Origin of the sequence: Thalassospira lucentensis (assembly GCF_011806425.1) — a bacterium.
GTDB classification, from domain to species: domain Bacteria; phylum Pseudomonadota; class Alphaproteobacteria; order Rhodospirillales; family Thalassospiraceae; genus Thalassospira; species Thalassospira lucentensis_B.
The window spans coordinates 130,120-154,485 of sequence record NZ_JAATOV010000002.1 but is presented as its reverse complement, the minus strand read 5'-3'; the positions used below and the strand labels follow the sequence as shown (position 1 = coordinate 154,485).

Below are 24,366 nucleotides of genomic sequence, written 5' to 3'. Positions count from 1 at the left end.
ATGAACGAACCAAACAACACCGATCCATTGACGGCTTTGCGCCAGGATCTTTTGCGGGATTTACCCGGTGATATCAAACGGGTGCGCAATGCCTATCGCCGGGCCGCACAACAGGCCGCCCTTTTGCGCGAAGCCAAGGATTTCACCGCCCATCAGGCCGCCTGCAAGGCGGGGCTTAGCCATCTTGAAAGTCTGATTAAGCTGCTGCGCTGGGCGTCGGGTTCCGACAACGGGCCCAACAACCGGGATGGAAGCGGCAAGGGGAAGGTCGGTGAGGATGTTGAGACGTTGATTAAGGAGGCACGGGCGGCATTGGCGGGGCGTGAAGGGTAGGCGGGGCGTTTCTGACATTAGGGTAGTGGAGCGTTTGGCTTGAGGTCCCCGCCTTCGCGGGGATGACGGATGTTTAATTGCTGCACAGAACAAATCGTCATGCCCGCGCAGGCGGGCATCTCGAGGATTGGGGACGTGCGGGTGCTTGTGACGGATCGGGAACGTTTTGCCATTTGGCGTAATTATGCTATATATATGCCAAATGGAGGTGCGTGATGGAATTTGCGATTGTGGAGCCGACGGGCGCGCGGCCCGGAACGGCGGCGATTACCGAGGAGGAAGCGGCGGCATTGGCGCGTGCCACGGTTAATCTGTTTGGCGTTTGGGGTTTGAGCGATCAGGAAGCGCGGGTTCTTTTGGGTGATATGCCCGCACGCACATGGGCGCGGTGGAAGAAAAAGGATATCGGGCGGATTGACCGTGATTTGCGAACGCGCATGGCGATGCTGATGGGGATTCACAAAGGGTTGCGATACCTGTTTCGTGATCCGGCACGCGGCTATGCGTGGATCCGCAAGCCCAATGCGGCCCTTGGCGGTGTCAGCGCGCTTGACGTCATGATGCGCGGCGAAATCATGGATATTGCCGATATTCGAAGTTACCTTGATGCCGAACGTGGCGGTTGGTAATGGCGGGCGATGATGTTGTCACCCGGCATGTTGCTTGGCCGAAATCGGTGCGGATGATCCGATCCATTTATCCGCCGATTGATCTGTTTGAAGACATTGCCGATCCCGCCGATTGGGAGGCCTTGGCATCCGCCGAAGCCAAGATGAACCCACGCATTCGCGATAGCATTGGCAATCTTTCAAAGGTGCCGGTCGAGAGGCGGGTTTCCGGGCCGGGGGCGGGTTATGTGATGGCGCCGGTTGTGCATTGTTCCCCCTATCGACCGGGGCGGTTTTCCGATGGCACATATGGGCTGTATTACGCGGGGGATTGCCAGTCAGTGGCGATTGCCGAAACCGTGCATCACCATGCGGCAACCATGCGTGCCACCAATGAAGAACCCGGTTGGACATCGCAGTTTCGCGAACTGGTCGGCAAGATTGATCATGTTTTTGATGATGTTAGCGCGATGGGTGATCTACTTGACCCGGATGATTACGCAGCGTCGCAGAAATTTGGTGCCGCCCGGCGCGAAGCGGGATCGGATGGGCTTTATTGGCCCAGCGTGCGCTTTGACGGCGGGCAGTGCATTGCGGCGTTTTGGCCCGATGTGGTGAGCATCCCGGTGCAGGGCGATCATTTTTCCTATCACTGGAATGGCGAGGTTGTTGATTACGTTCGCAACCTGACGCGCGAAGAGACGTGGCGGGTGATTTAGGTGGGCGTGTCCCGTGGTTTGGGGCATGGTGCGCGAGATCCCCGTCCCCGCCTTCGCGGGTACAGGCTCTTGGCGGGGCGGACTGAGGGAGTGGCGAAAAGCACTGAGATCTTTGTGTAATGGCATCACATCCGTGATTGCCGAGACGTCCTTGAACGCTGCCGACTTCGGATGCGCAGCGATGTATATCCAACATTCGAAAGGACTTATCATGAAGAATGCGATGATTTTTTTGGCCAGCCTGATGCTTCTGGCGACCCCCGCCCTTGCAAATGGTAGTGGTGAGGAATCGTCGAGCTCAAGCTCGCAAGACAGCCTGATTGAGTTTGCTCAGGGCGCAACCCAAAAACAGCAATGCTGGTCAGCCAAAAACTGCACCGGCAAGGTCCTGAGCAACCGTGACGCCCACAACTGCAAGGTCAAGTCCAAGGGTAAATCCTGGGAAAGCAAGTTTGGGGTATGCACAAACCTTTGAGGTGAAATTTCCATCATCACGTAAATGGCATTCGGCGGCAATCGTCGCCGGATGCCTTTGTATATTGGGCATAGAATAATATGATCGTGTGGGGGATCGCGCAAATGGCCCGCTTTGCCGAATTCGTCTGGATTTGGGATCGGATGTTGGGGCTGTCGTTGCCAGCGCATCATCGCACAATGGCCGATTGGCTTGAAGAATGTTGGAACGCCGGGCGTCATGAGCTGTTGCTGATGGCGTTTCGCAATTCGGGCAAATCAACATTGGTGGGGTTGTTTTGTGCCTGGCTTTTGTATCGCGATGCCAATCTGCGCATTCTGGTCTTGGCGGCCGATCTTGATTTGGCGAAAAAGATGGTGCGCAATGTCAAACGCATCATCGAGCGCCATCCGCTTTTGGGGACGTTGGTGCCAGGCGGTCAGGCCGATTGGGGCACGGAGCGTTTTACGGTCACGCGCGATGGGGTGTTGCGCGATCCATCCATGCAGGCGGTGGGGATTGGCGGTAATATGACCGGATCGCGGGCCGATGTGGTGATTTGCGATGATGTCGAGGTGCCCAAAAACAGTGATACCGGCCATAAACGGGCTGAACTGCGTGAAAAGCTGTCTGAGATTGCCTATGTGCTTTCGCCGGGCGGGACACAGCTTTATGTCGGAACCCCGCATAGCTTTTATTCAATCTATGCCGATGAAATCCGGCCGGAAACCGGCGAAGCGGCGCCGTTTTTAGATGGGTTTTCACGTTTTTGTTTGCCCATCGTCAATAAGCACGGGGGCCCAAACTGGCCTGAGCGGTTTGACGCTGCGGCGATTGACGACATCCGTGCCAGAACGCCCGCGCGCAAATTTCAAAGCCAGATGATGCTTGAAATGGTAGCACCTACCGCGGGGATTTTGGACCCGGCGAAGCTTAAATTCTATGACGCGCCGCGCGTGCTGGAGCAGGCCAATGGGCGGCTTCGGCTTCGGATTGGGGATCGCAATATGGTCGCATCCGCCTGCCATTTTGATCCCAGTTTCGGATCGGCCAAGGGCGATGGTGCGGTGGTGGCCTGCATGTATATCTGCGATCAGGGGGAATATTGGCTTCATGATTTGGCATGGTTGCGCACATTCCCGCCAGCACATGGCGCACATGACACGACCATTCAGGGGCGAGGGGCGGCCAGCGAAATACCCGCACGCACCGATGAAGCCAGCCAGCTTTGCGCGCAGGTGGCGGAGTTTATGGCAAGCCATCACCTGCCATCGATCCGGGTGGAAACCAATGGCATTGGCCGTTTTTTGCCCAATATCCTGCGGCGCGAACTGAAATCTTTGGGCTGGGCGGCAAGCGTGTTGGAGCATCATGAAAGCACGCCGAAAGCCACCCGGATTGAAGATGCCTTTGGCGCGGTTTTGGGGGCAGGGTTGCTTCATCTGCATCGGGCCTTGGACAAAACGCCGTTTTTGCGCCAGATGCGCGAATGGCATCCCGATGGCAAGGATCATGATGATGGGCTTGATGCGGTGGCCGGTTGTATCTTAAGCGAACCGGCTCGCCTTCCCCGGGTGGATATGCCGCTTAAACGGGCCGATTGGCGGGCAACTGGCGGGGCGTTCATGGCCGAAAACGGGTTTAATCCGTAAAAGTTGCAAAAAGTTTTCACATAAAACCAATTGGTTAGTGATTTCTTGCATCAGAAATTTGAAATATTCATGGAATTTTTAAATTTGATGCCCAAGTTATACTATATGAAAGTATAGTTTTGTCGATTTTGACACGATTTAGGGATCGGTTTTAGACAAGGCAAAGACGGTGCGCGCGCAGATGCCGCCTTGGTCAATGTGTTGATCAATTTAGCAGTCCAGGACATCAAGACGCCCCGGTGGGCGCACCTGACTGTCAGGAGGCGTGACCATGTTTAAAGTGCTAAGCCTGATTGCTGTGATGGCAGGTGCCGTTGCGATTGCATCGCCAGCAAATGCCCAGTCATCATCGCGGGTCTGTGGGGACCGTGCCAAGGTCATCGACAGTCTGAGTGCGAAATATTCCGAGCAGCCCGTGGCGGTTGGCGTGACCGCAAGTGGCGGTGTGATCGAAGTTCTTAAAGCCCCGGACGGACTGACCTGGACCATCTTGTTTACCTATCCGTCCGGCCCAAGTTGCCTTGTTGCCTCTGGCGAGGCGTGGCAGGAACTTGAAGAAAAGATCAAAGGACCGGCCGCCTAAAGGCGCGGAAGCACGGTGTTTTGAATAGAGATTGAAGAGATGCAGTTTACGTCGAACCTCCCTGAGGATGGTTACTTGTCAGATAACCTCCTGAACTGACCCGCAAGCCTTCTGGTTTGCGGGTTTTTTTTATCCAAAACCGACCTTTCCCGATCCTGATTTTACAAAACCATGAGGCCCCCATGACCCAACCTGTCGATGTGATCTGGTGGATCACGGCGGTCGAAATTCCGGCTGTGGCCAGCTTGTTTTGGCTGCATTGGCGCATGCGGTCCGAACTGCTTAGTCGGATTGAACATCAACGCAGCCACCACGAGCGCGACATCTGTGACCTGCGCGATGGTTTGGCGGAATTCAAGCTCGACGTGGCGCGCAACTACGTCTCGATCCCGTATCTCAAAGACATCGAAAAACGCCTGACTGGCCATCTTTTGCGCATAGAGGCCAAGCTGGAACCAAAAGGAACTTGCCAATGACGATTGATATTTTTGCTTGCCAACAAGCTGCTCCAACCGTGCCGACCCCGGTTACCGATCCCGCACACTTGCCCGACGGCGAAATTTTGGCCCGCACACTTTATGGCGAAGCCCGCGGCGAGGAGCTTGCCGGGATTGAGGCGGTGGCGTCTGTGATCCTTAACCGGGTGGCGTTTGCCAAGGGGCGGGGGCGCTATTGGTGGGGCAATGACATTAAATCGGTGTGCCTTAAGCCCGGTCAGTTTTCCTGCTGGAACGCAGCGGATCCCAACCGCAAAAAGCTTTTGGCGGTCAACCCGCGGGATCGGGCTTATCGGCTGTGTAAACGCATTGCCAAGCGGGCCGTGGACGGGGTGCTGCGTGACGCCACCGATGGGGCGACCCATTATCACACCCATGCGGTTGATCCGTATTGGGCGCGCGGCCATGTGCCAGTCGCCGAGATCGGTGGGCATTTATTTTATCGCGGTATTGCGTAAAAAGGAGTTTTCCGATGATCCCAGCATTGCTTGCCCAAATCGGCCTGCCGCTTTTGATCAAGGCGGTCGGTGCCGGGCTTGATCACATCGACAACCCCATCGCCAAAACCGCCGCCGAGACCCTGAAACAGGTCGAAGTCGCGGTCACCAAGGGCGATGTCACGCCGGCCCAAATCACCGAGGCCAACCGCCATACCGAACATATGGCCGAAATCGAATTGGCGCGCGATACCGAGACGCTCAAATCGGTCAACCGCACCATCCGTGCCGAAGTTGCCAGCGAAGATGCCTTTGTGCGTCGCTGGCGGCCCAGCTTTGGCTATGCCGTCGCACTCACCTGGATCATGACCATGGGGGCGATTGCGGCGGCGATTATCCTGACCCCGCTGCAAGCCCCGGCCATCATCGCCGCCTTGGTCAATACCAGCCCGATTTGGGGGATTGCCCTTGGGGTGCTGGGTGTCAGTGTGGTGAAGCGGAGTTCGGATAAGAAGTTGGGGTGATCCGGGGTGGGGAGCATGTGGCGACATGGACCCCCGCCTTCGCGGGGGTGACGGAAGGAAATGTGACGTTCTCAGATGTGATCTGCGTAATTGTCGTCATGCCCGCGAATGCGGGCATCCATTTAGCCGAAATCAGTTGTCGGGACGCATATTCGCTCCGTTATTCTCCAGTTTTGCCAAAAGAAGGTTTACATCGTGAAGCTGACTTTTACAAATGTTAGCGTTGTGAATATGTTTGGCTTGGCTAAAAGTCTTAAAGGCTGCCTCAATTTGGTTGGCGGCCTGTTTCGCTAAGTTGACATCAAGGGTGCGTTCCGCAATAAATTGCCTAGCAACCCCCTGATTGTCATACGTCATCGCCCATTGAAGTGGCAAGATATCTTGCCTTCGTTCCTGCAGAGCTAAAGCGTAGTTCTCAACGGCTTCCTTCAGTCGCGCAGTTCCAGTTTCGCGGTAACCAAGTATTAGAAGAGCATTGCCAAGGTTGTTCTGAGCCATGGCCCAGTCGAGTGGCACTCGTTCTCTCCTGTATTCTTTTAGCGCCGATCTGTAGGCAGCAATAGCTTCCTCAATACGTGCAGTTCCGTTTTCGCTCTCGCGCTGACCCAGTGCTAACAGCGTATTGCCAAGGTTGTTCTGCGTTTCTGCCCACTGGAGAGGCACGAGTTCCTGCGTTCTTTCCTCCAAGGCCGAACGGAAAGCTTTAACTGCATTCTTTAGCAGTACCGTTTTGTTTTCGCTATCGCGCTCACCAAGCCTAGAAAGTGCACTGCCAATGTTATTCTGGGTCCTTGCCCACTGGAGAGGCACGAGTTCCCGCATTGTTTCCTTCAGAGCCAAGCTGAAGGCTTTAACGGCTTGCCCCAGCAGCTCCGTTGAGTTCTCGCGCTCACCAAGCCTTGCAAGTGCGACGCCAAGGTTACTTTGCGTCATGGCCCATTGGCGGCGATCGCTGTGTCGACTGTATTCTTCCAGCGCCGAGCTATGCGCAACAACGGCCTCTTTAAGCTTTGCCGTCCCACGCTCGCGGTCACCAAACAATGACAGGACGTTGCCGAGGTTGTTCTGGATTGTGGCCCATAGGATCGGTACTCGGTCCCGAGCCGTTTTCTCCTGCGCTAAATGGAAGGCTTTAACTGCCATCTCAAGCCTCACTGTATTACTCTCGCGCATGCCTAATCTTGAAAGTGCGTTTCCGAGGTTATTATTCCAATGACCCGGTTCGCCTCGTCGAGATTCAAGTACTTGGACTGCGATTTCGATTGCAACTTCCAGATCAAAATTCAGCCCCTTGTTCTGACCACGTTCAAACCATTCGTCAAAGGCAGCATCGAGGCCAGAAAGTTGATCGGATTGATTGTCTGGATGTTGAAGTTCTGATATTCGGGTGATGCGTTTTGCGGCAGAAGTGGCATTGTGGCGCAGGATGTCCTGTTTTAGGCCCGACTTTAGAATTTTCAGGCCCACCTGCAGGGATTCGTTCTTTCTTTCAGCCTCGCGCTTCTCCCACTCGACAAAACCTTTATCGGCTTCGGCGGCGGCGGCATCGAAATCATTGGCGTCATATTTCTCTCTCACACGCGCAAGCACAGCCTCGACAAAAGCTCCAAGGTTACTGCCGCCGCGTCCTTCTCTCTCTACCTCAATCGCGATTTCTGCGTGAGATTCCAGTTCCTTGAGCGCCTGATCTGGGTCATTGATGTTTAGGGCAGTGCGCCGTGCAATTGCCATTACTTTTTGCTGTGTGACGTTTGCTGCTTCCAGCTTTCGGGATAATTCGTCGTTTTTCTTCAGTTGTTTAACGAGTTGCTCTGCAAGTTCATTCTTCTCGTCAACAGAGTTTTGAATTTTGTCTAGCTTGTCCTCCATTCGGTCAAGCTGATGCTTTACGTCCGTCATAAAGCCGGAAAGGTCCGGAAACTCTGTGCGCTTTTGGTCGACAAGTTCATTAAGCATTCCGCGAATGTCAGCAAATTCTGTGGCGAAAAAGATCGAGCGGAAGCGTTCGTTGGTTTTTAGTTCTTCGGTGACAAAAAGCGAGAAGGCGTCATACCAGCCCGCAAATTCTTCTTCACCCTTGAATACTCGCTCAAACAGGGCAGGGGGTGTGCGCCCTGCGTCGCGAGTGATTTCTTGGAGGGCTCGCTCTTCGCAATCTGCCTGTGCTTCGCGGTTCAAGTCAGCATAGCTTTGATGCGTGGTGGCAGTGGCAAGATGCTCCAGAACATCTTTGATTTCCTCCGCACCGAGCACATCATGATCTATACTTTGATCGCTAAGGAATTTGAGGCGGGTGTCGATGAAGGCGCGCAGGTTGTTTGCAAACGCGCGGTCGTCCGATCCGATTTCATGGACCGGTAATGTCGTTAGCAGATGGGCATAGCGGCGTGCAACATGATCAAGCGCGCAGATATGTGCAGTGCGCACGCCGTTGACCAGATCGTGATTGCGTGGAGTTAAGCGACCTGCGACTGCCCGTACTTTGCATCCGTGCAGCCAATCTTTGACCGGTCCGATCTTGCTAACTGTTTCAGCAGCTTTGCCAACTACCCCTAGGATAGATGTCGCGGTCGCAGTGGCAATCAATTCTGGCAAATTCATCTCCGCAGGGTGAACGCAAAACGCAGCACCATTTTGGCGGGAGTGTTGCTTGCTGACTACTTGTTTTTTGACGGGATCTTTTGGAGAAAAGGGTGTTATCCCTTTTTGATGATGTCGCAGGCCTAATTTAACGCTGTGAATGTTGAATAAACGCCTCAATATCCTCCGCTCTATACCCAAGCAATTCCCCCATCCGGCGTGAATCTTCATCGTGATCTGTGACCTTTCCCGCCCAAAGGTTTCGGCGCAGGGTCAATGCTTCTTCAATGCGCCATTCCTCGCCGGGTAGGGCGAAAAATAGGTAGCGGATATCGTAAGGGGTGTCGGGGATGATTTCTTCGACGCGGATGATTTTACCGGCTGCGACGTGGGGTGCGAAACCCGCATCCGGGAAATAGTCGCTGACATGAACTGCATCTGAAAACATCGCCATAGGCTTTGTCCCCGCCAGCATCAGTTCCAGTTCCCGATCATTATGCGGGCCAATGCCGGGGGGAAGTTCGAAATCATCCTGCGTCATTGCGAAGCTGTCCTTGTCTGGTTGCTGGGCGCCGCCTTTATCGCTTATGCCATGTTAAGTTAGCACGAGAGGTCAGCGCACTTCATTTGCAAAGATGCAGCGTTCGCGCATGGTTCGCGCGTGTTCACGTTGGTCATTTGACACTGGCCTTGCCGAAACAGGTTGGGATGCCTATTTTCCCCGCATGACAAACGAAGCAAAAACACAACAAGCAGACCACAGCACGATTTACCGTGTTCTTGGATCGGATGAATGGGCGCAGGCCTTGTCCGATGGGCAATATGACGGTGCGCCGCATGATGTTGCCGATGGTTTTATCCATTTCTCGACGCAGGAAACTTTGGCCGCGACGCTTGCGTTGCATTATGCCGGGCGGGACCATTTGAAGCTTCTGCGCGTGCCGGTCGCACCGATTGAAGGTAAGCTGAAATGGGAGCCTGCGCGCGGTGGCACGCTGTTCCCGCATCTTTATGATGTGCTTTCGGTCGAATATGTCACGCAGGTCGATGACGTGCGGCTTGACGATGACGGGGTTCACATCCTGCCTGATGATTTGCGCTAAGCGTATTTAGGTCCTCAGCCTGGGATCATCGGCGGGGCTAAAGGCCCCCTGGGTTTCCATAAAGGCCCTTGGGTTTCCAAAGATAAAGCCGACCGCCGCCCTTTTTTGTCCCGGTATCGATCACACCGGGCAGCTTTCCCGCCCGCACTGCATTAAGGAAGGCATGGCCGATTTTGACCTTGTCGCCAATGTAGAATTGATCCCAATCCGCACCGTAAAGTTCGGCCAGGTGAAACGGGCCGGGGGCGCGGTCCTTTAGGGTTGATTTAAGCGCATCGATATCAAGCTGTGTCATGTGCGCAGGCTATCATATCCCTGTCTTTTATGCAGTGTCTGGCGTGGTGGTGAAACATCTGGGCTAATCGTGCGTTGTCAGGGAATGCATATCCTTCAAATCCAGTTGCGAAAGTCCCGGTGATGACGGCCCCAAAGAATGCACGTGTCGAAGACATCCTCGACCGGATTGGCAAGCGCGCGGCCGACGAAAAACGTATTTCGGTCGGCGATATTGTCTCCGAGCTTGGTCAGCGCAGTCAGGGCCCGTTCCTGTTGGTGCCGGCCTTGATCGGATTGACGCCGATTGGTGCTATTCCGTTTGCGCCGACCTTTTTGGCCGCGATCATTGCGGTATTTTCCCTGCAAATTATCATCGGGCGCACCGAACTGTGGTTGCCCGATGTTTTGGCAGATCGAGAGATCGAAGGCGATAAGGTCTGTTCGGGTGTTAAGCGGATTGGCGGTGTGGCCGAGTGGATGGATCGCTGGTTCGGCGGGCGGTTTGAAAGCCTGATCAGTGGTGTCGCGGTGCGGATCGCAGCCGGGATGTGCCTGGTGCTGTCACTCGGCATGCCGATGTTTGAGCTTGTGCCGTTTGCGGCCTTCGCCCCGATGACGGCGATTGCGGCTTTTGGGCTGGCGATCCTTGTCAGTGACGGGCTTTTGATGGTGGCCGCCCTTGCGATTACGATTGCGACGTTCATCTTCTTTATCGAGGTTATTCCCGCGATCTAGAAAACGCGCCCTTAAAAATGCAAACACCCCGCCAGAAGATGTGGCGAGGTGTTTGGCGTGATGTTTTGACGGCTAAAAAGGTGTTTTAGACAAGTTCGCTTAAGGATTCTGGGCTGAAGTCCTTAAGGCTGTCAAACGCGCCGTTTTTAACTTTATTGGCCCATTGCGGATCGGTAATCAGCGCACGGCCCACCGCGATCAGGTCAAATTCACCCTTTTCCATACGCTCGGTCAGGGCATCAAGACCGGCTTTTTCCGACTTCTCGCCCGAAAACGCGCCGATAAAGTCCGAAGACAACCCGACAGAGCCAACCGAAATGGTCGCAGCCCCGGTCAGCTTTTTCGCCCAACCGGCAAAGTTCAGACCCTTGTCACCGTCAAGTTCGGGGAATTCCGGTTCCCAGAAACGGCGTTGGGAGGCGTGAATGATGTCCACACCGGCATCAACCAGCGGGGCCAGCCAATTGGTCATTTCATCGGGGGTTGTGGCAAGGCGGGCGGCGAAATCCTGCTGTTTCCATTGGCTAACACGCAGGATAATCGGGAAGTCTTGCCCAACTGCTTCGCGCATGGCTTTGACCACTTCGCGGGCAAAGGTGGACCGTTCCTTGATGGTTTTGCCGCCAAAGCGATCGGTGCGCAGGTTGGTGCCTGACCAGAAGAACTGATCAATCAAATACCCATGCGCGCCATGAATTTCAAAGGTATCAAACCCGGCATTCTTGGCATCAAGGGCCGCCTTGGCAAAGGCCGCGATGGTGTCGGCAATGTCGGCATCGGTCATTTCCTTGCCGCGCGGATCATTCGGGGCGACAAGGCCCGACGGGCTTTCGACCGGGGCATCTGGTTCCCAGCTATCTGGTGTGCGGGTTGATCCGGTGTGCCAGATTTGCGGACCCATTTTGCCACCTGCGGCATGCACGGCGTCGGCCACGGATTTCCAGCCGGCCATCGCCGCATCACCATGGAAGAACGGAATATCGGGAAGGTTACGCGATGCCGGGCGATCAACAACTGTACCTTCGGACAGGATTAGACCAACGCCGCCTTCGGCGCGCTTGCTGTAATAGGCGGCATTGGCGGCACCGGGAATGCCGGCCGGGGCCTTGTTACGTGTCATCGGGGCCATGACGATACGGTTGGCCAGTTTTAAGGTTTTCAGCGCAAAGGGCTGAAACAGAATGTCGGTGTTTGACATTGGGGTTCTTTCGGTTGGAATTTCTGTTTGGGTGGCATCTAGATATTCCAGAAACGGCCGCTGTCAATTGGTTGGGCCGTTCAAGGGGCTTTTTAGGGGGGCATGTTAAACCCTGCCCGAAGTCGACGCCGCCACAAAGCCAGTGACAAGCGCATGCATGAGAATGCCTGAGCTTTCTTTACCTGCATTGAACCTTGCCCATTGCGGCCCACACGCGTAAGAAAAGAGCAGGTATTTGCAAGCAAAGGGAGCCTTCGCGTGGGGTGGTATAAGTCACTGGTTTTGCCGATTGTCCGCTGGATCGATGCGGAGACCGCACATGGTCTTGCCATCTGGGCGCTGAAAAACAATTTGGTGCCGCGCGCTGATGACGCGACGGATGCAACCCCGATGCTTGAGACCGAGGTGTTTGGCCGCAAATTTGCCAACCCGGTCGGGCTTGCTGCCGGTTTTGACAAAAATGCCGAAATCCCCAATGCGGCACTGTCGCATGGCTTTGGGTTTGTCGAAATCGGATCGGTGACACCCCAGCCCCAAGCGGGCAATCCCAAACCCCGCCTTTTCCGTCTTTATTCCGACCGTGCGGTGATCAACCGCATGGGGTTCAATAATGACGGGGCCGATGTGGTGGCAAACCGCCTGCGTAAACGTGCGCGCCGTGGCGTTTTGGGGGCCAATCTTGGCAAAAACAAATATTCCGAAGATGCGGCAGATGATTACGCCAAGGGGGTCGCGGCCCTTGGACCCTATGCCGATTATCTGGTGATCAATGTGTCATCGCCCAACACGCCGGGCCTGCGCGCGCTTCAGGGGCGCGCCCCGCTTGAGAAGCTGTTGAAAGCGGTGCTTAAGGCGCGAAATAACGATGCCAAAGGTGTGCCGGTGTTGCTTAAGGTCGCACCGGATTTGACCGAAGAAGACAAATCCGACATTGCCGCGGTGGCGTTAAAGGTCAAGATCGATGGCCTGATCGTGTCCAACACCACCATTGATCGCCCGGTCGGGCTTAATTCCTATGATCAGGATGAAAAGGGCGGTCTTTCCGGCCCGCCTTTGATGGCACCATCGACCAAGGTTCTGGCGGATTTTTACCGCCTGACCGAAGGCAAAATTCCCCTGATCGGGGTGGGCGGGATTGCATCGGGCAAAGATGCCTATGAGAAAATCCTCAATGGCGCGTCGCTCGTACAGCTTTATTCCTCGCTGGTTTATCACGGCATGGAGCTGGTGACCGAGATTAAGGAAGACCTGCAACGCCGCCTGCGCAAAGATGGCTTTGCCAATGTCAGCGATGCGGTTGGTGCGGCCTTCCCGGAAATTTCGGGCAAAGGCATTCCGGTCGACGAAGCGCGTGACGCCAAAGCAGCCCATGCCGCCAAAGAAACCGATGCCAAGGCGGCGGAAGCAAAGCCAGTTGAGGCCAAGGCAACGGCTGCTAAGGCCGCCGAGGATAAAGCCCCTGCGGCGAAGTCACCGAAGGCCAAAGCAGCTGCGCCTAAGGCAACTGCGGCCAAGGCCACCAAAGCCAAGCCAGCAGAAGCTGCAAAGCCTGAAACGTCGAAAGACTGAGCCTTTGGCGCGAGGGTCCCGTACCCGCCTTCGCGGGCGGGCTCTTTGCGGAAATAACAGTCGCTCCTTAGTGCCGTTTTAGGTTTCGTAATCCCCGCCAACGCGGGCATCCATCTTGCCACCCCCACACCCCGTTATGTCTCGTAAACAGGAACATCCGCATGCCGACCACTTCCTATAAAATGATCAATGGCCTTTCTGACGTGATCGGCAATTATGATGCGGTGATCCTTGATCTTTGGGGCGTGGTGCATGACGGGGTAACCCCGTATCCAAGCTCCATCCCGGCCCTTGAAGCGCTTAAAAAGGCGGGGGTGCCGGTTGCCCTTTTGTCCAACGCGCCGCGCCGATCCTCGGTGGTGATTGCCCGGATGGAAGATATGGGCATTGCCCGTGATCTGTATGGGCCAGCGGTGGCGACCGGGGAAATCGCCTATCACCAACTGCTGAACCGCACCGACCCGTGGTATGCAAAATTGGGGCGCAAGGTGTTTATGGTTGGTCCCGTGCGCGATATGTCGATGTTTGAAGGTCAGGATGTCGAGATCGTCAAGACGATTGATGATGCCGATTGGGTGATGGTCACCGGCCCGAATGATGACCATGATCCGGTGTCAAAATACGAAGATATGCTTCATGCGCTTAAAGCCCGCGATTTGCCGGTTCTGTGCCCGAACCCGGACCGTGAAGTGATCCGTGGCGGCGAACGCATCATTTGTGCCGGGGCGATTGCCGGGCGGTATGAAGAACTTGGCGGCAATGTCCGCTGGGAAGGCAAGCCATTGGCCAGTGCCTATGATTTCTGCCTGCAGGCGTTTGATAAGGGGCCGGATGCCAAATTGCTCGTGGTGGGTGACAGCATTTCAACCGATGTGACCGGGTCTAACAATGCCGGGCTGGATATCGCCCTTGTGACCGGCGGCATCCACGCCGAAGAACTCGACGCCCCGCGCGGCACACTGCCCGATAAAGGCAAGCTTGATGCCCTTCTGTCCGCGACAGGCCGCCACATCACTTATGCGATGGGGGATTTCTGCTGGTAGGCAGAGGCGATTAAGCAAAAGGAAAACCCATGCTGACCGATGATATCCGCGATTATGCCAAGCGATCTGTGTTGTGCTGGTTGGCGACCTGTTCTGACGAGGGGCCGTCGGTCAGTCCCAAGGAAATCTTTGCCTGTTTTGGCAAGGACCGCATCATCATTGCCAATATCGCCTCGCCACATTCGGTCAAGAACATCCAAGCTGATCCGCGTGTTTGTGTCAGCTTTGTCGATGTGTTTAGCCAAAAGGGCTGGCAGCTTTATGGCGACGCGGTTTTGATGCGCGCTGGCGATGACGGGTTTGATGACCGGCAGGCGATCTTGCAAGCCATGGCCGGGGAGGCGTTTCGGGTCGCGACCCTTTGGGATGTGACCGTAACCAAGGCCAAGGAAATCATCGCGCCGAGTTATCGGTTTAACCCGGACGTCAAAGAGGCCGATATGCGCGACGGGGCGATGGAAACTTATAGCGTGATGCCACGCGATTAGGGTTTGGGTCTAATCCGAAGTCCCATCGCATGTTCGTAGCATTGCTGAATGTATATGCCGATACGTCCCTGAGTATTCCGATAATTATCATTGTCTGAAATTATGGTTTTTACGTCTCCGTCTGTTAAATGGCCGCAGTAGACAAGCCATCCAACGAGGTGTGGTGTCGTTCTTACACATAAATTGCCGACTATGCGCTCGCCAACTTTTTTCGCAACTCTATCATCGGTTATGAAGCCGCTTCGATACTTACGGGCAAGTGCGAGTGCAGCCAATTCTCCTTTGTCAAAGCGGCGGATGTCGCCGACGTCAGCGACCAAGTGTTGTATATCTTCTATCTCCAACTCGTGGAGGCTGAAGTGTTTGCCACTCGTGATTTCCTTGCGTAGTTGTTCTCGCAAATGGAGATCTTCGCTAGGTTTTTTTCGAGGTTTATCAAGGCATTCATATAAAACAAACTTGGCTAGCGTGAGATGGCATCGGCCTTTGATAGCTGAAGATAAAGTTCTACTTGATAATATATTCCAGACAGCGCAGGTGTCGGCGGATGCGACCGCAGGAAATTCGAGTATGGCTTGATCTCTTGGTGCATTGCTCATTTTATAACCTAAACCCAAACAACGTCGCGATATCGTCAAGCTCTTGCGATGACGAGAGAAGCATATCTGCTGCTTTTGCACGAGAAATCAGTTTCCGGTGTTGGGCTTCGAAAACTTTGCGAACGTACTTGTCGTGCAGACCTTGTTCAAGAAGGTGTGTTTTTCTCTGCTGTTGCTGGCTTGTTAAGTCGCCCGAAAGTTCAGCATCAATCTTTGTATTCTTACTTCGCAAAACAGATCTTAGTTCAGCATGTTCTTCGTCGCTTATAACTTTATCCCGTTTGAGGGCCGACAAAAGTGCCGGAACTGTAATGAACAACCTGTCAGCTATCTCAATTATGTTTTCAGATGAGCTCCAATATGTTTTTCCAAACATCGCAAGTTGCTCAGGTGAGATTAAGAAGTTTGAAGCGAAGGAATTAGCACGTATCTCAACCAATTCTCGACTGTTCTGATCTCCAGGAGTGGAAATGTTGTAAGCCTTGTCCGCATCTATTAGGGCATGGGCAACTTCGTGAGCGAGGCTGAATCTCTGCCGGTATAAGTTTTCAGTAAAGTTTATAAGTATACATTTTCCAGCTTCTGGGTGGTTAACGAACAATCCGGAAACATTTGAGTTTGGAAGTGATCTTCTAAAAATGTGGAGACCTGTTTGCCGAAACCAATCAAAAACATCTGGAATATAAGCATTGGGTTTAAGGCCAAAATGCTGACGGAGTTTTCGAGCGCAGTCTGCTCCGTGCCCAATGTAGTACGTGCCTCGTGGAGTGAAATTAAATGGGCGCTGAAACGTGACAGTTTCTAACTGCTCGTCAAGAAACTGCTCGCATTTGCAAAGATGTAGGAACTCAGCGATAGCGTAGCGGTCAGTTGATGGGATTTCTTCTTCGGCGGCGCGGAGCATCAAGTTGATGTTCTCATCCGGGTTGCTAGATTCATTACTGAGAAACCATTTTAAATCGCACTTGAAGAGATCAGCCAAAATCAGAATTTCGTCTCCAGTCGGTGCTAGATCACCCATCTCAAAAGACTTGATTTTTGCACCGTCAATGCCTGTTCCCTGCACAACGTCTACGATACTCATACCGACATTTTCTCGTGCGCGTCTGAGCTTGGAAGAAAAAACAGTGGCAGTGAAGCTCATCCTTTCCTTCCTTTCGCTCGTTGGTTGCTGGATTAATCTTGGCAATCTTAAAGGTTGCCTTCAGCTTAGAGCATAAAGTGGTTTTTACACAATGGTCGCATAACATTCAGTTCTACTGAGCGATCAATTTCGCAGGGAACTTTTACGGAAGATCAGAAACAGGCCGCTTGCAACAATGATCTTTGCAACGACGAAGGTCAGGAAAACTGGTATCCTCCCAGAAATACTATCCAAATGCTGTGGCCCAGATCACGGCGGTGTAATCAAACGGTGCGACGACTGGGGGCTCTCAGCCAAACGTAAGGCCTGCGTGATCATGGCTATGCGGACAGATGCCACGACCAGCTATGGTGGGAAGCCACGCTATTAGGGTTAGGGCAGGCCTCGATCAGCTTTGCGCCTCAACCTTGCTTTCGCGGAAGATGATGAAGATGCCGCTTATTGTGATGATGGCGGCCCCGACAAAGGTCAGTGCATCGGGCTTTTCGCCCCAGAAAATCCAACCAAGCCCGGTGGCCCAAATAAGGGCGGTGTAGTCAAACGGGGCGACGGTTGGGGCCTCTGCCACGCGGAAGGCTTGGGTGATCATGGTCATGCCCGCCGTGCCAAACATGGCAATCGCAATAAACAGCCAGATATCTTCGGCCCGGATCGGGGTCCAGAAAAACGCCACCATCGATCCGGTGATGATCGCGCTGGTCGCGCTGAGATATAGCAACAGCGTCCACATGCTTTCGCGGGTATCGACAAAGCGCGCACTGAGCATCAAAAGCGCATAGGAAAACGCCGTTGCCACCGGCAGAAGCGAGACCAGTTCAAAACTTGCCGCACCGGGACGGACAATCACCAAGACCCCGACAAAGCCAATGCTGACCGCGGCCCAACGCCGCCAACCGACGCGCGCGATAAACAGTGCTGAAATGGCGGTGATGAACAAGGGCGCGACAAAGGCAATCGCGGTGGCCTCGGCCAGGCCCATCAGGTGGATGCTGCTAAAGAACAGGACGGTGGCCGTGATCCAGATAAAGCCACGGATAAAATGCACCCCGATCCGATGAGACCGCAACGCACGTCGCCCGCCCATTTTAAGGGCCAGCAAAACGGCAAAGGGAAGGGCGATGATATTGCGCAGGAAAATGATCTGGATCGGGGAATAGTGATCCATCAGCTTTTTGGCCAAGCCATCATTGATGCACAGAAACGCCACCCCGGCACACATCATAAGAATGCCGGTCAGATTATGCTGGCGTAGCTGGGGCTTCATATTCACGGACGGCTTTCCCTTGTGCTGTGCCAGACTTTTGTCTTGTTGAATTAAAGTTCACTATCCAGATACCCAGTTTGCAACTCATGGTCGAGCGATTTCATCACATCGATAAAGGCGCGCAGAGAAGGCGGGACCCTTCGATGGTCCGGGTAATACAGGAAAAGGCCGGGTATTTCGGGCAACCATTCATCGAGAACCGTGACCAGTTCGCCGTTGGCAATGGCGCGCGCGGCATAGATTTCCGAAACATAGGCAATGCCCAGTCCCTGACGGGCGGCATCGACCATCAGATCATGACGATCAAGGGTCAGGGGACCCGCAACATCAATCGAGATTTCCTGTCCCTGATTTTCAAAATCCCAGTGATAGATCTTGCCACTGGGGAAGCGATGGCGGATGCAGTCATGCGCGCGGAGGTCATCGGGGGTTTTCGGCGGGGTTCTTGATTTGAAATATTCCGGCGCGGCAACCGCGAGAAAGCGAAACGGCGGACCAAACCGCACAGCAATCATATCAAGCGGCACGGTTTCGCCCAACCGCGCACCAGCATCAAAGCCCGCTTCGACAATGTCGACCAGCCGTCCTTCGGTGACCAGATCAATCGATACATCGGGGTAAAGGTTGCGCATTTCCGGAATTACGTGACGGGTCAATAATCGGGCCGCACCATCGGTGGCGTTGATGCGCACGGTACCCGATGGCCCACCCGTGCGAAAACTTTCAACCGCCGTCATGGCCTCTTCAATGTTCAGAACAGCCGGGCGCAACCGATCCAGAAGGCTTTCGCCCGCCTCAGTCAAAGAGACACTGCGTGTCGTGCGATGAAGCAAGCGAACATTCAGGTTCTTTTCCATGTTGCGCAGGGCGTGGCTGAGGGTCGAGGGCGCAACACCCAATTCATCGGCAGCGCGGCGGAAACTGCGATGCTCGGCAACGGCGATGAAAAACCGCATGTCGTTTAAGGACGGCTGGTTAATTGATGGCATATTTTCACTAACCCATCCAAATTAAGCTAGGTTATCACATCAGTCATTGGCTTCTATCTTTCGATCATGTTCAGAGCAAGAAAGAAAGGGTGCTGACATGACGAAGACTTGGCTTATTACCGGCGCGTCATCGGGTTTTGGTCGCGGGATGGCCGAACGGTTGCTTGCACGGGGCGATCAGGTGATTGCAACTGTGCGCCGCCAGGGGGCGCTTGAAGATCTGGCCGCGCAGTATGTTGATCGGTTGCGGGTTGTGTATCTGGATGTCACCGATACGGTCGGGGTGCAGGCGGCGGTCAATCACGCCTTTGCCGATTTCAACCGCATTGACGTGATTGTCAGCAATGCCGGTTATGGCATTTTGGGGACGGTTGAAGAAACCAGCATTGATCAGATGCGCGATATCATCGAGACCAACCTTTTGGGATCGATGATTTTGATCAAGGCGGCTTTGCCGCATCTGCGCGCGCAAGGGTCCGGACGCATTGTTCAGGTGTCGTCCGAAGGCGGGCAGATTGCTTATCCCGGGTTTAGTCTTTATCACGCAAGCAAATGGGGCATCGAGGGTTTTGTTGAATCTCTGTCCAAGGAAGTTCAGCCGTTTGACATCGAATTCATGCTGGTGGAGCCCGGACCGGCGCGCACGAACTTTGGTGCTGGTCTGGTGCTGCCTGATCCGATTGAGGACTATGACGGAACGCCGGCCCACGACCTTAAAGAAGCCGCCTTTGGCGGTGGCTGGGTGATCAAGGGTGATCCGGACCGGATGGTCGATGCGATGATCACGGCGGCAGATGCGCCGGAAATGCCCTTCCGACTGTTGCTTGGTGCGGATGCCTATGCCGGTGTGCACGCAGCCCTGACCGAAAGGCTTGCGGTGCTGGAGGCCGGAAAAGACATCACCATTTCCGCCGATTTTACCGAGGAAGAGCTTGCCACCATTTAGATGGCTTTACCGCGGATACCGAACCCAAAAACGCCGCCCGGAAATTGGGGCGGCGTTCTGCGTTTCGGTCAAAGAGTATCGCGCGCGATTAGATCGCGGTATCAAGGTTGGCTTTGATGTAAATTTCGCGCAGGCGTTTGGCGATCGGGCCCGGGACACCTTCGCCGATTTTCTTGCCATCGATTTCCGCAACCGGGCAGACAAAGCCTGATGCCGAGGTCGAGAAGGCTTCTTTGGCGTTCTGTGCTTCTTCAAGGGTGAAGTGGCGCTCTTCGATTTTAAGCTGCAACTCTTCGGCGCATTTCAGGACCGATGCGCGGGTGATGCCATGCAGAATATCGTTCGACAATTCGCGGGTTACAATCGTGCCATCCTCGGTCACGATATAGGCGTTGTTTGACGATCCTTCGGTGACAAAGCCATCCAGCAACATCCATGCATCGTCCGCACCCTTGGCGGCGGCTTCGGTTTTGAGAAGCGACGCATAGAGCAACTGAACGGTTTTGATGTCCGACCGGCGCCAGCGGATATCCGGGAAGGTGATGATTTTCTGACCGCGTTCGGCCAGCGGCGACTTGATCAGGGATTTTTCCTGGGTGAACATCACGATGGTCGGTTGGGTGTCTTTTTTGATCGCGAAATCACGATCGCCAGCCGAACCGCGCGATACCTGAAGGTAAATCAGGCCTTCGGTGATGTTGTTGAGCTTGATCAGTTCACGGTGCGCTTCGAGCAGCTGATCGATATCGGGCTTGAATTCATAGTTCAGCTCAGACAATGAGCGCTGAAGGCGCGTCATGTGGCCTTTGAAATCGATCAGTTTGCCCTCAAGCACCGAGGTGACTTCATACACACCATCGGCAAACAGGAAGGATCGGTCAAAGATCGAAATCTTGGCTTCGTTTTCTGGCAAAAACTGGCCGTTCAGATAAACAGTACGCATGGCAACTTCCCTGTCTTTGGCAGCGGACCCTTGATAATCCGCCAATGATGGATGTAAGCGACGTTTCCGTTGGTCAGCCATTCGCATGCTTGTACATACATATGCAGCCTTTTGGTCCGACGCTCTTTACCTATTCAATTATCACAGCCAATGGCAAACTGTCGCGCAAAAGCTTTATATCTTGCGTGTAAAAGATGGAAAGTTGCTTTGATGGGCCATAAATCGCGGTTGGGGTGAATAATGTGGCGGGTTAATTTCACAATTATTCGCAGAATATTCGATTTCAAAAGATGGCGTTTTTTCGCATTGACCTAAACTTAACTTGAGGTTCTATCGTCCGCTCCATGAGATGAAAACATCCCCGGCAAGCCGGGCAAATGGAGCTTTATGATGAACATCCCCATGCCCATCGCAACAGATGCGACGGTTCAGAGCGGCCACAACAGTTTGCAAAGTCAGGTCGATGCCTGTTGGGCCATGTTAAGCGGGCGGCTCACCGATGCGGCCAGCGTTGACCTTGATGCCTATTTCGAGCGGATTGGCTATGACGGCCCACGCACCGCAACGCTTGATGTTTTGCAAACCCTGCATGCGTTGCATCCGGCCAATATCCCGTTTGAGGCGATTGATGTTTTTAACGACACCCCGATTAGCATCGCGCCAGAAAAGGTGGATCAGAAACTGATCCATGACGGGCGCGGCGGGTATTGTTTTGAACAAAATTCGTTGTTCGGGCGGGTGTTGCGCAGCCTGGGGTTTGCCGTCGAAGGTTTGGCAGGCCGGGTGTTGTGGGGATATGGGCCCGATGATTTGCCCCGTCCGCGCTGCCATATGGCCAATCGGGTGACGATTGATGGTGAAGCATGGCTTGCCGATGTTGGTTTGGGCAGCTGTGTGCCAACCGCCCCGCTTTTGCTTGATATCGAAACGCCGCAAGTCACCCCGCATGACATCTATCGCGTGATCAAGGGGGCGCATGCGTACCGGGTTGAAATGGAACGCGGTGGTGTGTGGAATGCGGTGCATGAAATCGATTATGCGCCGGTTTCTGATCTCGATTACGAGGTCATGAATTGGTACGCATCCGATCACCCCGATAGTGACTTTTGCAAAACCCTGATGGTCGCACGTTCAGCCCCGTTTGCCCGGTTTACGTTGCGCAATAACCGCCTGACCATTCGGTTGGTCACGGGCGAGGAAGAGCACCATAGCTTAAGCGTTGGTGATATTTCGCAAACGCTGAAAGACATCTTTGGGATCGAGCCGGACCCGCGGTGGCAGGCGGCTTTTGACAGATTGGTCACGCGCAATAACGGGTAAACGGTTGTGCGGTGTTTATTCCGGTTGTGAATGGCCAAGGGCGGGGCGTTTATGGCGCTCCGCCTTACTTTTGCGTGGCTTAATCGCGGTGACCGGATGCGGTTCGATCAGATCGACACCGGCGGCAAGGCCCGTGTTGGCGTCGGTATCAATGGCGGGTAGATTACATTATGTCCGTGTGATCGGAAAAGGTCTTGATGCTCCAGTCGATAAAGGCGCGCACTGTGGGAGACATATGGCGGTTTCGTGGGTACATGATCGAAACAAGCTCTGGTGGGGTGGTGACATCGGGCAGGATTTCTAAAAGCACCCCGCTTTGAATAAGGGGGGCGACGATATAGCTGGCTGCCCGTATGAGCCCAAGTCCCTCAACCCCGCAGGAAACATAGGTATCGGTGTCATTCACAATCGGGCCGTCATTTGCGCGGATGTGACGTTGCCCGTCATTGGTGTCAAAGGTCCAGTGGATCGGTCGCCCTGTCGTGCTGGAGATGTATCCGACAAGATGATGTTTTGCCAGATCATCAATATCTGTGGGGGCGCCATATTTTTCGACATAGGATGGGGCGGCACAGACAACCCAGCGAAAAGTGCGCAGTCGACGTGTCATCAGGCTGGTTGTATCTGCTGGTGTGCCGGTGCGGATCACGCAATCAATACCGTCCTCAAACAGGTCGCTGACGTGGTCGTGGGTAGATAGAAACAGTTTCACATCTGGATAGAGTTCCTGAAAGTCGTGCAGTTTTGGAACGATAAAATGTCGGGCAATTGACGTCGTTGTATCGACCCGAAGGATGCCATGAGCACGTCCGGCACGGCCAGGGAAGGCGGACTCGACCAGATCGATATCGTCAAGAACACGTTTGCAGTCTGCAAAATAGGATGCGCCCTCGACCGTTAGACTGATTTTTCGGGTGGTTCGATTTAAAAGTGTGACCCCGAGGTAATCTTCGAGCTCCTTGAGCGCGCGTGTCACTGTCGATGCTGGCACCAAGAGCGTTTCTGCCGCCTTGCCAAAACCGCCAGCCTGAACAACACGGACAAATATTTCCATCGCTTTCAAACGGTTCATGGGGCCTCGTCCTTATCTGGAAAAGTGAGGCAGTTACGAGAAGATAATTGCATTTTATGATGGAAAATATGGAAGTATTTTCCTGGAGGGATTTGTTTTGTATTCAAAAATATTTAATATCAATAGTTTATATGTTGTCTCAGGTCTTTTTATTCTTCAATTATACCATTTTTGCGAATAAATTAAATCAGATTGCGTCATAGTCATTCGGGTCAATTCTACGTATCCAATCCCTATTGATCGGCCGGAAGTGAATCCGGCTTATTTAGAAAGGAAACGGATATGACCGAAGAAAATACACAGCTTAAAAAGCCGATGCTTGTGCTTGGAGCAGGGCAACTTGGGCTTGCCGTCTTGCGCGAACTTGCCCCGCGCCTTGATCCCGCAAAACAGCCTTTATCCGTTTTGCTTGCACCGGGGATGATGGAATCCCGGAACGTAGCCGACCAAAAAATTGTACAGGAAGTCCGCGAATTGCGCGCCGATATTGTCGAGATTGACCTAAAGACCGTATCGGTTGGTGATCTGACCGATCTGTTTAAGCCATTCCACACGGTGGTCAGCTGCACCGGGTTTGTCGGGGGCAAGGGGACACAGCTCAAGATGACAAATGCTGCGCTTGATGCGGGAGTAAAACGTTACTTCCCTTGGCAGTTTGGTGTCGATTACGACATTGTCGGACGCGGAAGCCCGCAGGATGTCTTTGATGAGCAATACGACGTCCGGCTGTTGTTGCGCGCGCAGAATAAAACTGAGTGGGTGATTGTTTCGACCGGTATGTTCACCAGTTTCCTGTTCGAACCGTCTTTCGATGTCGTCAACCTTGAGAAAAAAACGATTAATGCTCTGGGCAGTTGGGACACCAAGGTCACCGTCACAACGCCGGAAGATATCGGGAAACTGACGACGGACATCATTTTGGCGCAGCCTCATTTCGCAAATGAGGTGGTTTTTGTTGCCGGAGATACCCTTTCTTATGGGCGGCTTGCAGAAATTGTTGAAACGGTGTCAGGTGAACAGTTCAGAAAAACCGAATTGACCCGCGAGATGTTGGGCGCCTTCCTGACCGAAAATCCCGACGATGTTATGGGAAAATATCGCGCAGCCTTCGCGCAGGGCGATGGCATGCATTGGGACAAGGCGACCACCTACAATGTTGCCAATAATATCCCGACCGTCGATGTCAAAGGATGGTTAGAGGCACATTTGGATGAAACGCGCTAGAAAGGTGTTGAAGACTATCGCGTGATGGATTGGAGGCGGGGAGTTTGATGCTCCCCGCCTATTTTT

Annotated in this window: 27 protein-coding genes; 17 read left to right on the top strand and 10 right to left on the bottom strand. The window is 53.9% G+C overall.

Annotated features, from left to right (window positions below):
* From HCZ99_RS06335 to HCZ99_RS06295, 9 genes are all read left to right on the top strand, one after another.
* Complete coding sequence (locus tag HCZ99_RS06335) at positions 1 to 333, top strand: hypothetical protein (protein ID WP_167446121.1); 333 nt, start codon at positions 1 to 3, stop codon at positions 331 to 333.
* A 215-nt stretch (positions 334 to 548) separates the two neighbouring features.
* The gene (locus HCZ99_RS06330; RefSeq protein ID WP_167446120.1) at positions 549 to 962 is read left to right on the top strand and encodes an antitoxin Xre/MbcA/ParS toxin-binding domain-containing protein; all 414 of its coding nucleotides are present in this window, start codon (positions 549 to 551) and stop codon (positions 960 to 962) included.
* On the top strand, positions 962 to 1,660 hold the full coding sequence (locus HCZ99_RS06325; protein WP_167446119.1) for an RES family NAD+ phosphorylase: 699 nt from the start codon (positions 962 to 964) through the stop codon (positions 1,658 to 1,660). Before HCZ99_RS06330 ends, HCZ99_RS06325 begins: the two co-directional genes overlap by 1 nt.
* Positions 1,661 to 1,841: 181 nt before the next feature.
* Positions 1,842 to 2,135 (top strand): hypothetical protein, encoded by a 294-nt coding sequence (locus HCZ99_RS06320; protein WP_167446118.1) that lies wholly within the window; start codon positions 1,842 to 1,844, stop codon positions 2,133 to 2,135.
* Between the two features lie 104 nt (positions 2,136 to 2,239).
* Positions 2,240 to 3,766 carry a phage terminase large subunit gene (gene terL, locus HCZ99_RS06315; protein ID WP_167446117.1) on the top strand — a complete coding sequence of 509 codons (1,527 nt, stop codon included), beginning with the start codon at positions 2,240 to 2,242 and terminating at the stop codon, positions 3,764 to 3,766.
* A gap of 271 nt (positions 3,767 to 4,037) precedes the next feature.
* Positions 4,038 to 4,349, top strand: a complete 312-nt coding sequence (locus HCZ99_RS06310; protein WP_167446116.1) for a hypothetical protein — start codon at positions 4,038 to 4,040, stop codon at positions 4,347 to 4,349.
* Between the two features lie 182 nt (positions 4,350 to 4,531).
* The gene (locus HCZ99_RS06305) at positions 4,532 to 4,825 is read left to right on the top strand and encodes a hypothetical protein (protein WP_167446115.1); all 294 of its coding nucleotides are present in this window, start codon (positions 4,532 to 4,534) and stop codon (positions 4,823 to 4,825) included.
* A complete protein-coding gene (locus HCZ99_RS06300; RefSeq protein ID WP_167446114.1) occupies positions 4,822 to 5,304 on the top strand; it encodes a cell wall hydrolase in 483 nt (160 codons plus the stop codon). The genes HCZ99_RS06305 and HCZ99_RS06300 overlap by 4 nt, the downstream gene beginning before the upstream one ends.
* Positions 5,305 to 5,318: 14 nt before the next feature.
* The gene (locus HCZ99_RS06295; RefSeq protein WP_167446113.1) at positions 5,319 to 5,807 is read left to right on the top strand and encodes a 3TM-type holin; all 489 of its coding nucleotides are present in this window, start codon (positions 5,319 to 5,321) and stop codon (positions 5,805 to 5,807) included.
* Between the two features lie 132 nt (positions 5,808 to 5,939).
* Here HCZ99_RS06295 and HCZ99_RS06290 read toward each other — a convergent pair whose 3' ends face one another.
* On the bottom strand, positions 5,940 to 8,402 hold the full coding sequence (locus HCZ99_RS06290) for a tetratricopeptide repeat protein (RefSeq protein ID WP_167446112.1): 2,463 nt from the start codon (positions 8,400 to 8,402) through the stop codon (positions 5,940 to 5,942).
* Between the two features lie 133 nt (positions 8,403 to 8,535).
* Positions 8,536 to 8,928, bottom strand: coding sequence for a hemin receptor (locus tag HCZ99_RS06285; protein WP_167446111.1), 393 nt, complete (start codon positions 8,926 to 8,928; stop codon positions 8,536 to 8,538).
* Between the two features lie 184 nt (positions 8,929 to 9,112).
* Between HCZ99_RS06285 and HCZ99_RS06280 the strand changes: the two genes are divergently transcribed.
* The gene (locus tag HCZ99_RS06280; RefSeq protein ID WP_167446110.1) at positions 9,113 to 9,490 is read left to right on the top strand and encodes a DUF952 domain-containing protein; all 378 of its coding nucleotides are present in this window, start codon (positions 9,113 to 9,115) and stop codon (positions 9,488 to 9,490) included.
* A gap of 37 nt (positions 9,491 to 9,527) precedes the next feature.
* Here the strand turns inward: HCZ99_RS06280 and HCZ99_RS06275 are convergent, their stop codons facing one another.
* A complete protein-coding gene (locus tag HCZ99_RS06275; protein ID WP_167446109.1) occupies positions 9,528 to 9,785 on the bottom strand; it encodes a DUF1413 domain-containing protein in 258 nt (85 codons plus the stop codon).
* A gap of 122 nt (positions 9,786 to 9,907) precedes the next feature.
* Here HCZ99_RS06275 and HCZ99_RS06270 point away from each other — a divergent pair, with 122 nt between their 5' ends.
* Positions 9,908 to 10,501 carry an exopolysaccharide biosynthesis protein gene (locus HCZ99_RS06270; RefSeq protein ID WP_167446108.1) on the top strand — a complete coding sequence of 198 codons (594 nt, stop codon included), beginning with the start codon at positions 9,908 to 9,910 and terminating at the stop codon, positions 10,499 to 10,501.
* Positions 10,502 to 10,586: 85 nt separating this feature from the next.
* On the opposite strand, the gene HCZ99_RS06265 is transcribed toward HCZ99_RS06270, so the two are convergent.
* The gene (locus HCZ99_RS06265) at positions 10,587 to 11,699 is read right to left on the bottom strand and encodes an NADH:flavin oxidoreductase (RefSeq protein ID WP_167446107.1); all 1,113 of its coding nucleotides are present in this window, start codon (positions 11,697 to 11,699) and stop codon (positions 10,587 to 10,589) included.
* A 258-nt stretch (positions 11,700 to 11,957) separates the two neighbouring features.
* Between HCZ99_RS06265 and HCZ99_RS06260 the strand changes: the two genes are divergently transcribed.
* From HCZ99_RS06260 to HCZ99_RS06250, 3 genes are all read left to right on the top strand, one after another.
* Positions 11,958 to 13,268, top strand: a complete 1,311-nt coding sequence (locus HCZ99_RS06260; RefSeq protein WP_167446106.1) for a quinone-dependent dihydroorotate dehydrogenase — start codon at positions 11,958 to 11,960, stop codon at positions 13,266 to 13,268.
* 161 nt (positions 13,269 to 13,429) lie between these two features.
* On the top strand, positions 13,430 to 14,311 hold the full coding sequence (locus HCZ99_RS06255) for a TIGR01459 family HAD-type hydrolase (RefSeq protein WP_167446105.1): 882 nt from the start codon (positions 13,430 to 13,432) through the stop codon (positions 14,309 to 14,311).
* A 29-nt stretch (positions 14,312 to 14,340) separates the two neighbouring features.
* Positions 14,341 to 14,799 carry a pyridoxamine 5'-phosphate oxidase family protein gene (locus HCZ99_RS06250; RefSeq protein ID WP_167446104.1) on the top strand — a complete coding sequence of 153 codons (459 nt, stop codon included), beginning with the start codon at positions 14,341 to 14,343 and terminating at the stop codon, positions 14,797 to 14,799.
* Here HCZ99_RS06250 and HCZ99_RS06245 read toward each other — a convergent pair.
* From HCZ99_RS06245 to HCZ99_RS06230, 4 genes are all read right to left on the bottom strand, one after another.
* Positions 14,796 to 15,398 (bottom strand): hypothetical protein, encoded by a 603-nt coding sequence (locus HCZ99_RS06245; RefSeq protein ID WP_167446103.1) that lies wholly within the window; start codon positions 15,396 to 15,398, stop codon positions 14,796 to 14,798. The two genes, HCZ99_RS06250 and HCZ99_RS06245, sit on opposite strands and share 4 nt — an antisense overlap.
* 1 nt (position 15,399) lies before the next feature.
* Entirely contained in the window at positions 15,400 to 16,542 is a 1,143-nt protein-coding gene (locus HCZ99_RS06240) for a helix-turn-helix domain-containing protein (protein ID WP_167446102.1), read from the bottom strand.
* A gap of 388 nt (positions 16,543 to 16,930) precedes the next feature.
* A complete protein-coding gene (locus HCZ99_RS06235) occupies positions 16,931 to 17,806 on the bottom strand; it encodes a DMT family transporter (RefSeq protein WP_167446778.1) in 876 nt (291 codons plus the stop codon).
* A 50-nt stretch (positions 17,807 to 17,856) separates the two neighbouring features.
* Positions 17,857 to 18,795, bottom strand: a complete 939-nt coding sequence (locus HCZ99_RS06230; protein ID WP_175581426.1) for a LysR family transcriptional regulator — start codon at positions 18,793 to 18,795, stop codon at positions 17,857 to 17,859.
* 97 nt (positions 18,796 to 18,892) lie between these two features.
* On the opposite strand from HCZ99_RS06230, the gene HCZ99_RS06225 reads away from it, so the two are divergent.
* Complete coding sequence (locus HCZ99_RS06225; RefSeq protein WP_167446101.1) at positions 18,893 to 19,741, top strand: SDR family oxidoreductase; 849 nt, start codon at positions 18,893 to 18,895, stop codon at positions 19,739 to 19,741.
* Between the two features lie 88 nt (positions 19,742 to 19,829).
* Here the strand turns inward: HCZ99_RS06225 and HCZ99_RS06220 are convergent, their stop codons facing one another.
* Positions 19,830 to 20,684: a D-amino-acid transaminase gene (locus tag HCZ99_RS06220; RefSeq protein WP_167446100.1), complete on the bottom strand. Its 855-nt coding sequence runs from the start codon at positions 20,682 to 20,684 to the stop codon at positions 19,830 to 19,832.
* Positions 20,685 to 21,086: 402 nt separating this feature from the next.
* Between HCZ99_RS06220 and HCZ99_RS06215 the strand changes: the two genes are divergently transcribed.
* Positions 21,087 to 22,004 carry an arylamine N-acetyltransferase family protein gene (locus HCZ99_RS06215; RefSeq protein WP_167446099.1) on the top strand — a complete coding sequence of 306 codons (918 nt, stop codon included), beginning with the start codon at positions 21,087 to 21,089 and terminating at the stop codon, positions 22,002 to 22,004.
* A gap of 163 nt (positions 22,005 to 22,167) precedes the next feature.
* Here HCZ99_RS06215 and HCZ99_RS06210 read toward each other — a convergent pair whose 3' ends face one another.
* Positions 22,168 to 23,076, bottom strand: coding sequence for a LysR family transcriptional regulator (locus HCZ99_RS06210; RefSeq protein ID WP_217701466.1), 909 nt, complete (start codon positions 23,074 to 23,076; stop codon positions 22,168 to 22,170).
* 282 nt (positions 23,077 to 23,358) lie between these two features.
* Here HCZ99_RS06210 and HCZ99_RS06205 point away from each other — a divergent pair, with 282 nt between their 5' ends.
* The gene (locus HCZ99_RS06205) at positions 23,359 to 24,300 is read left to right on the top strand and encodes an aromatic alcohol reductase (protein ID WP_167446098.1); all 942 of its coding nucleotides are present in this window, start codon (positions 23,359 to 23,361) and stop codon (positions 24,298 to 24,300) included.
* Positions 24,301 to 24,366: the final 66 nt, after the last annotated feature.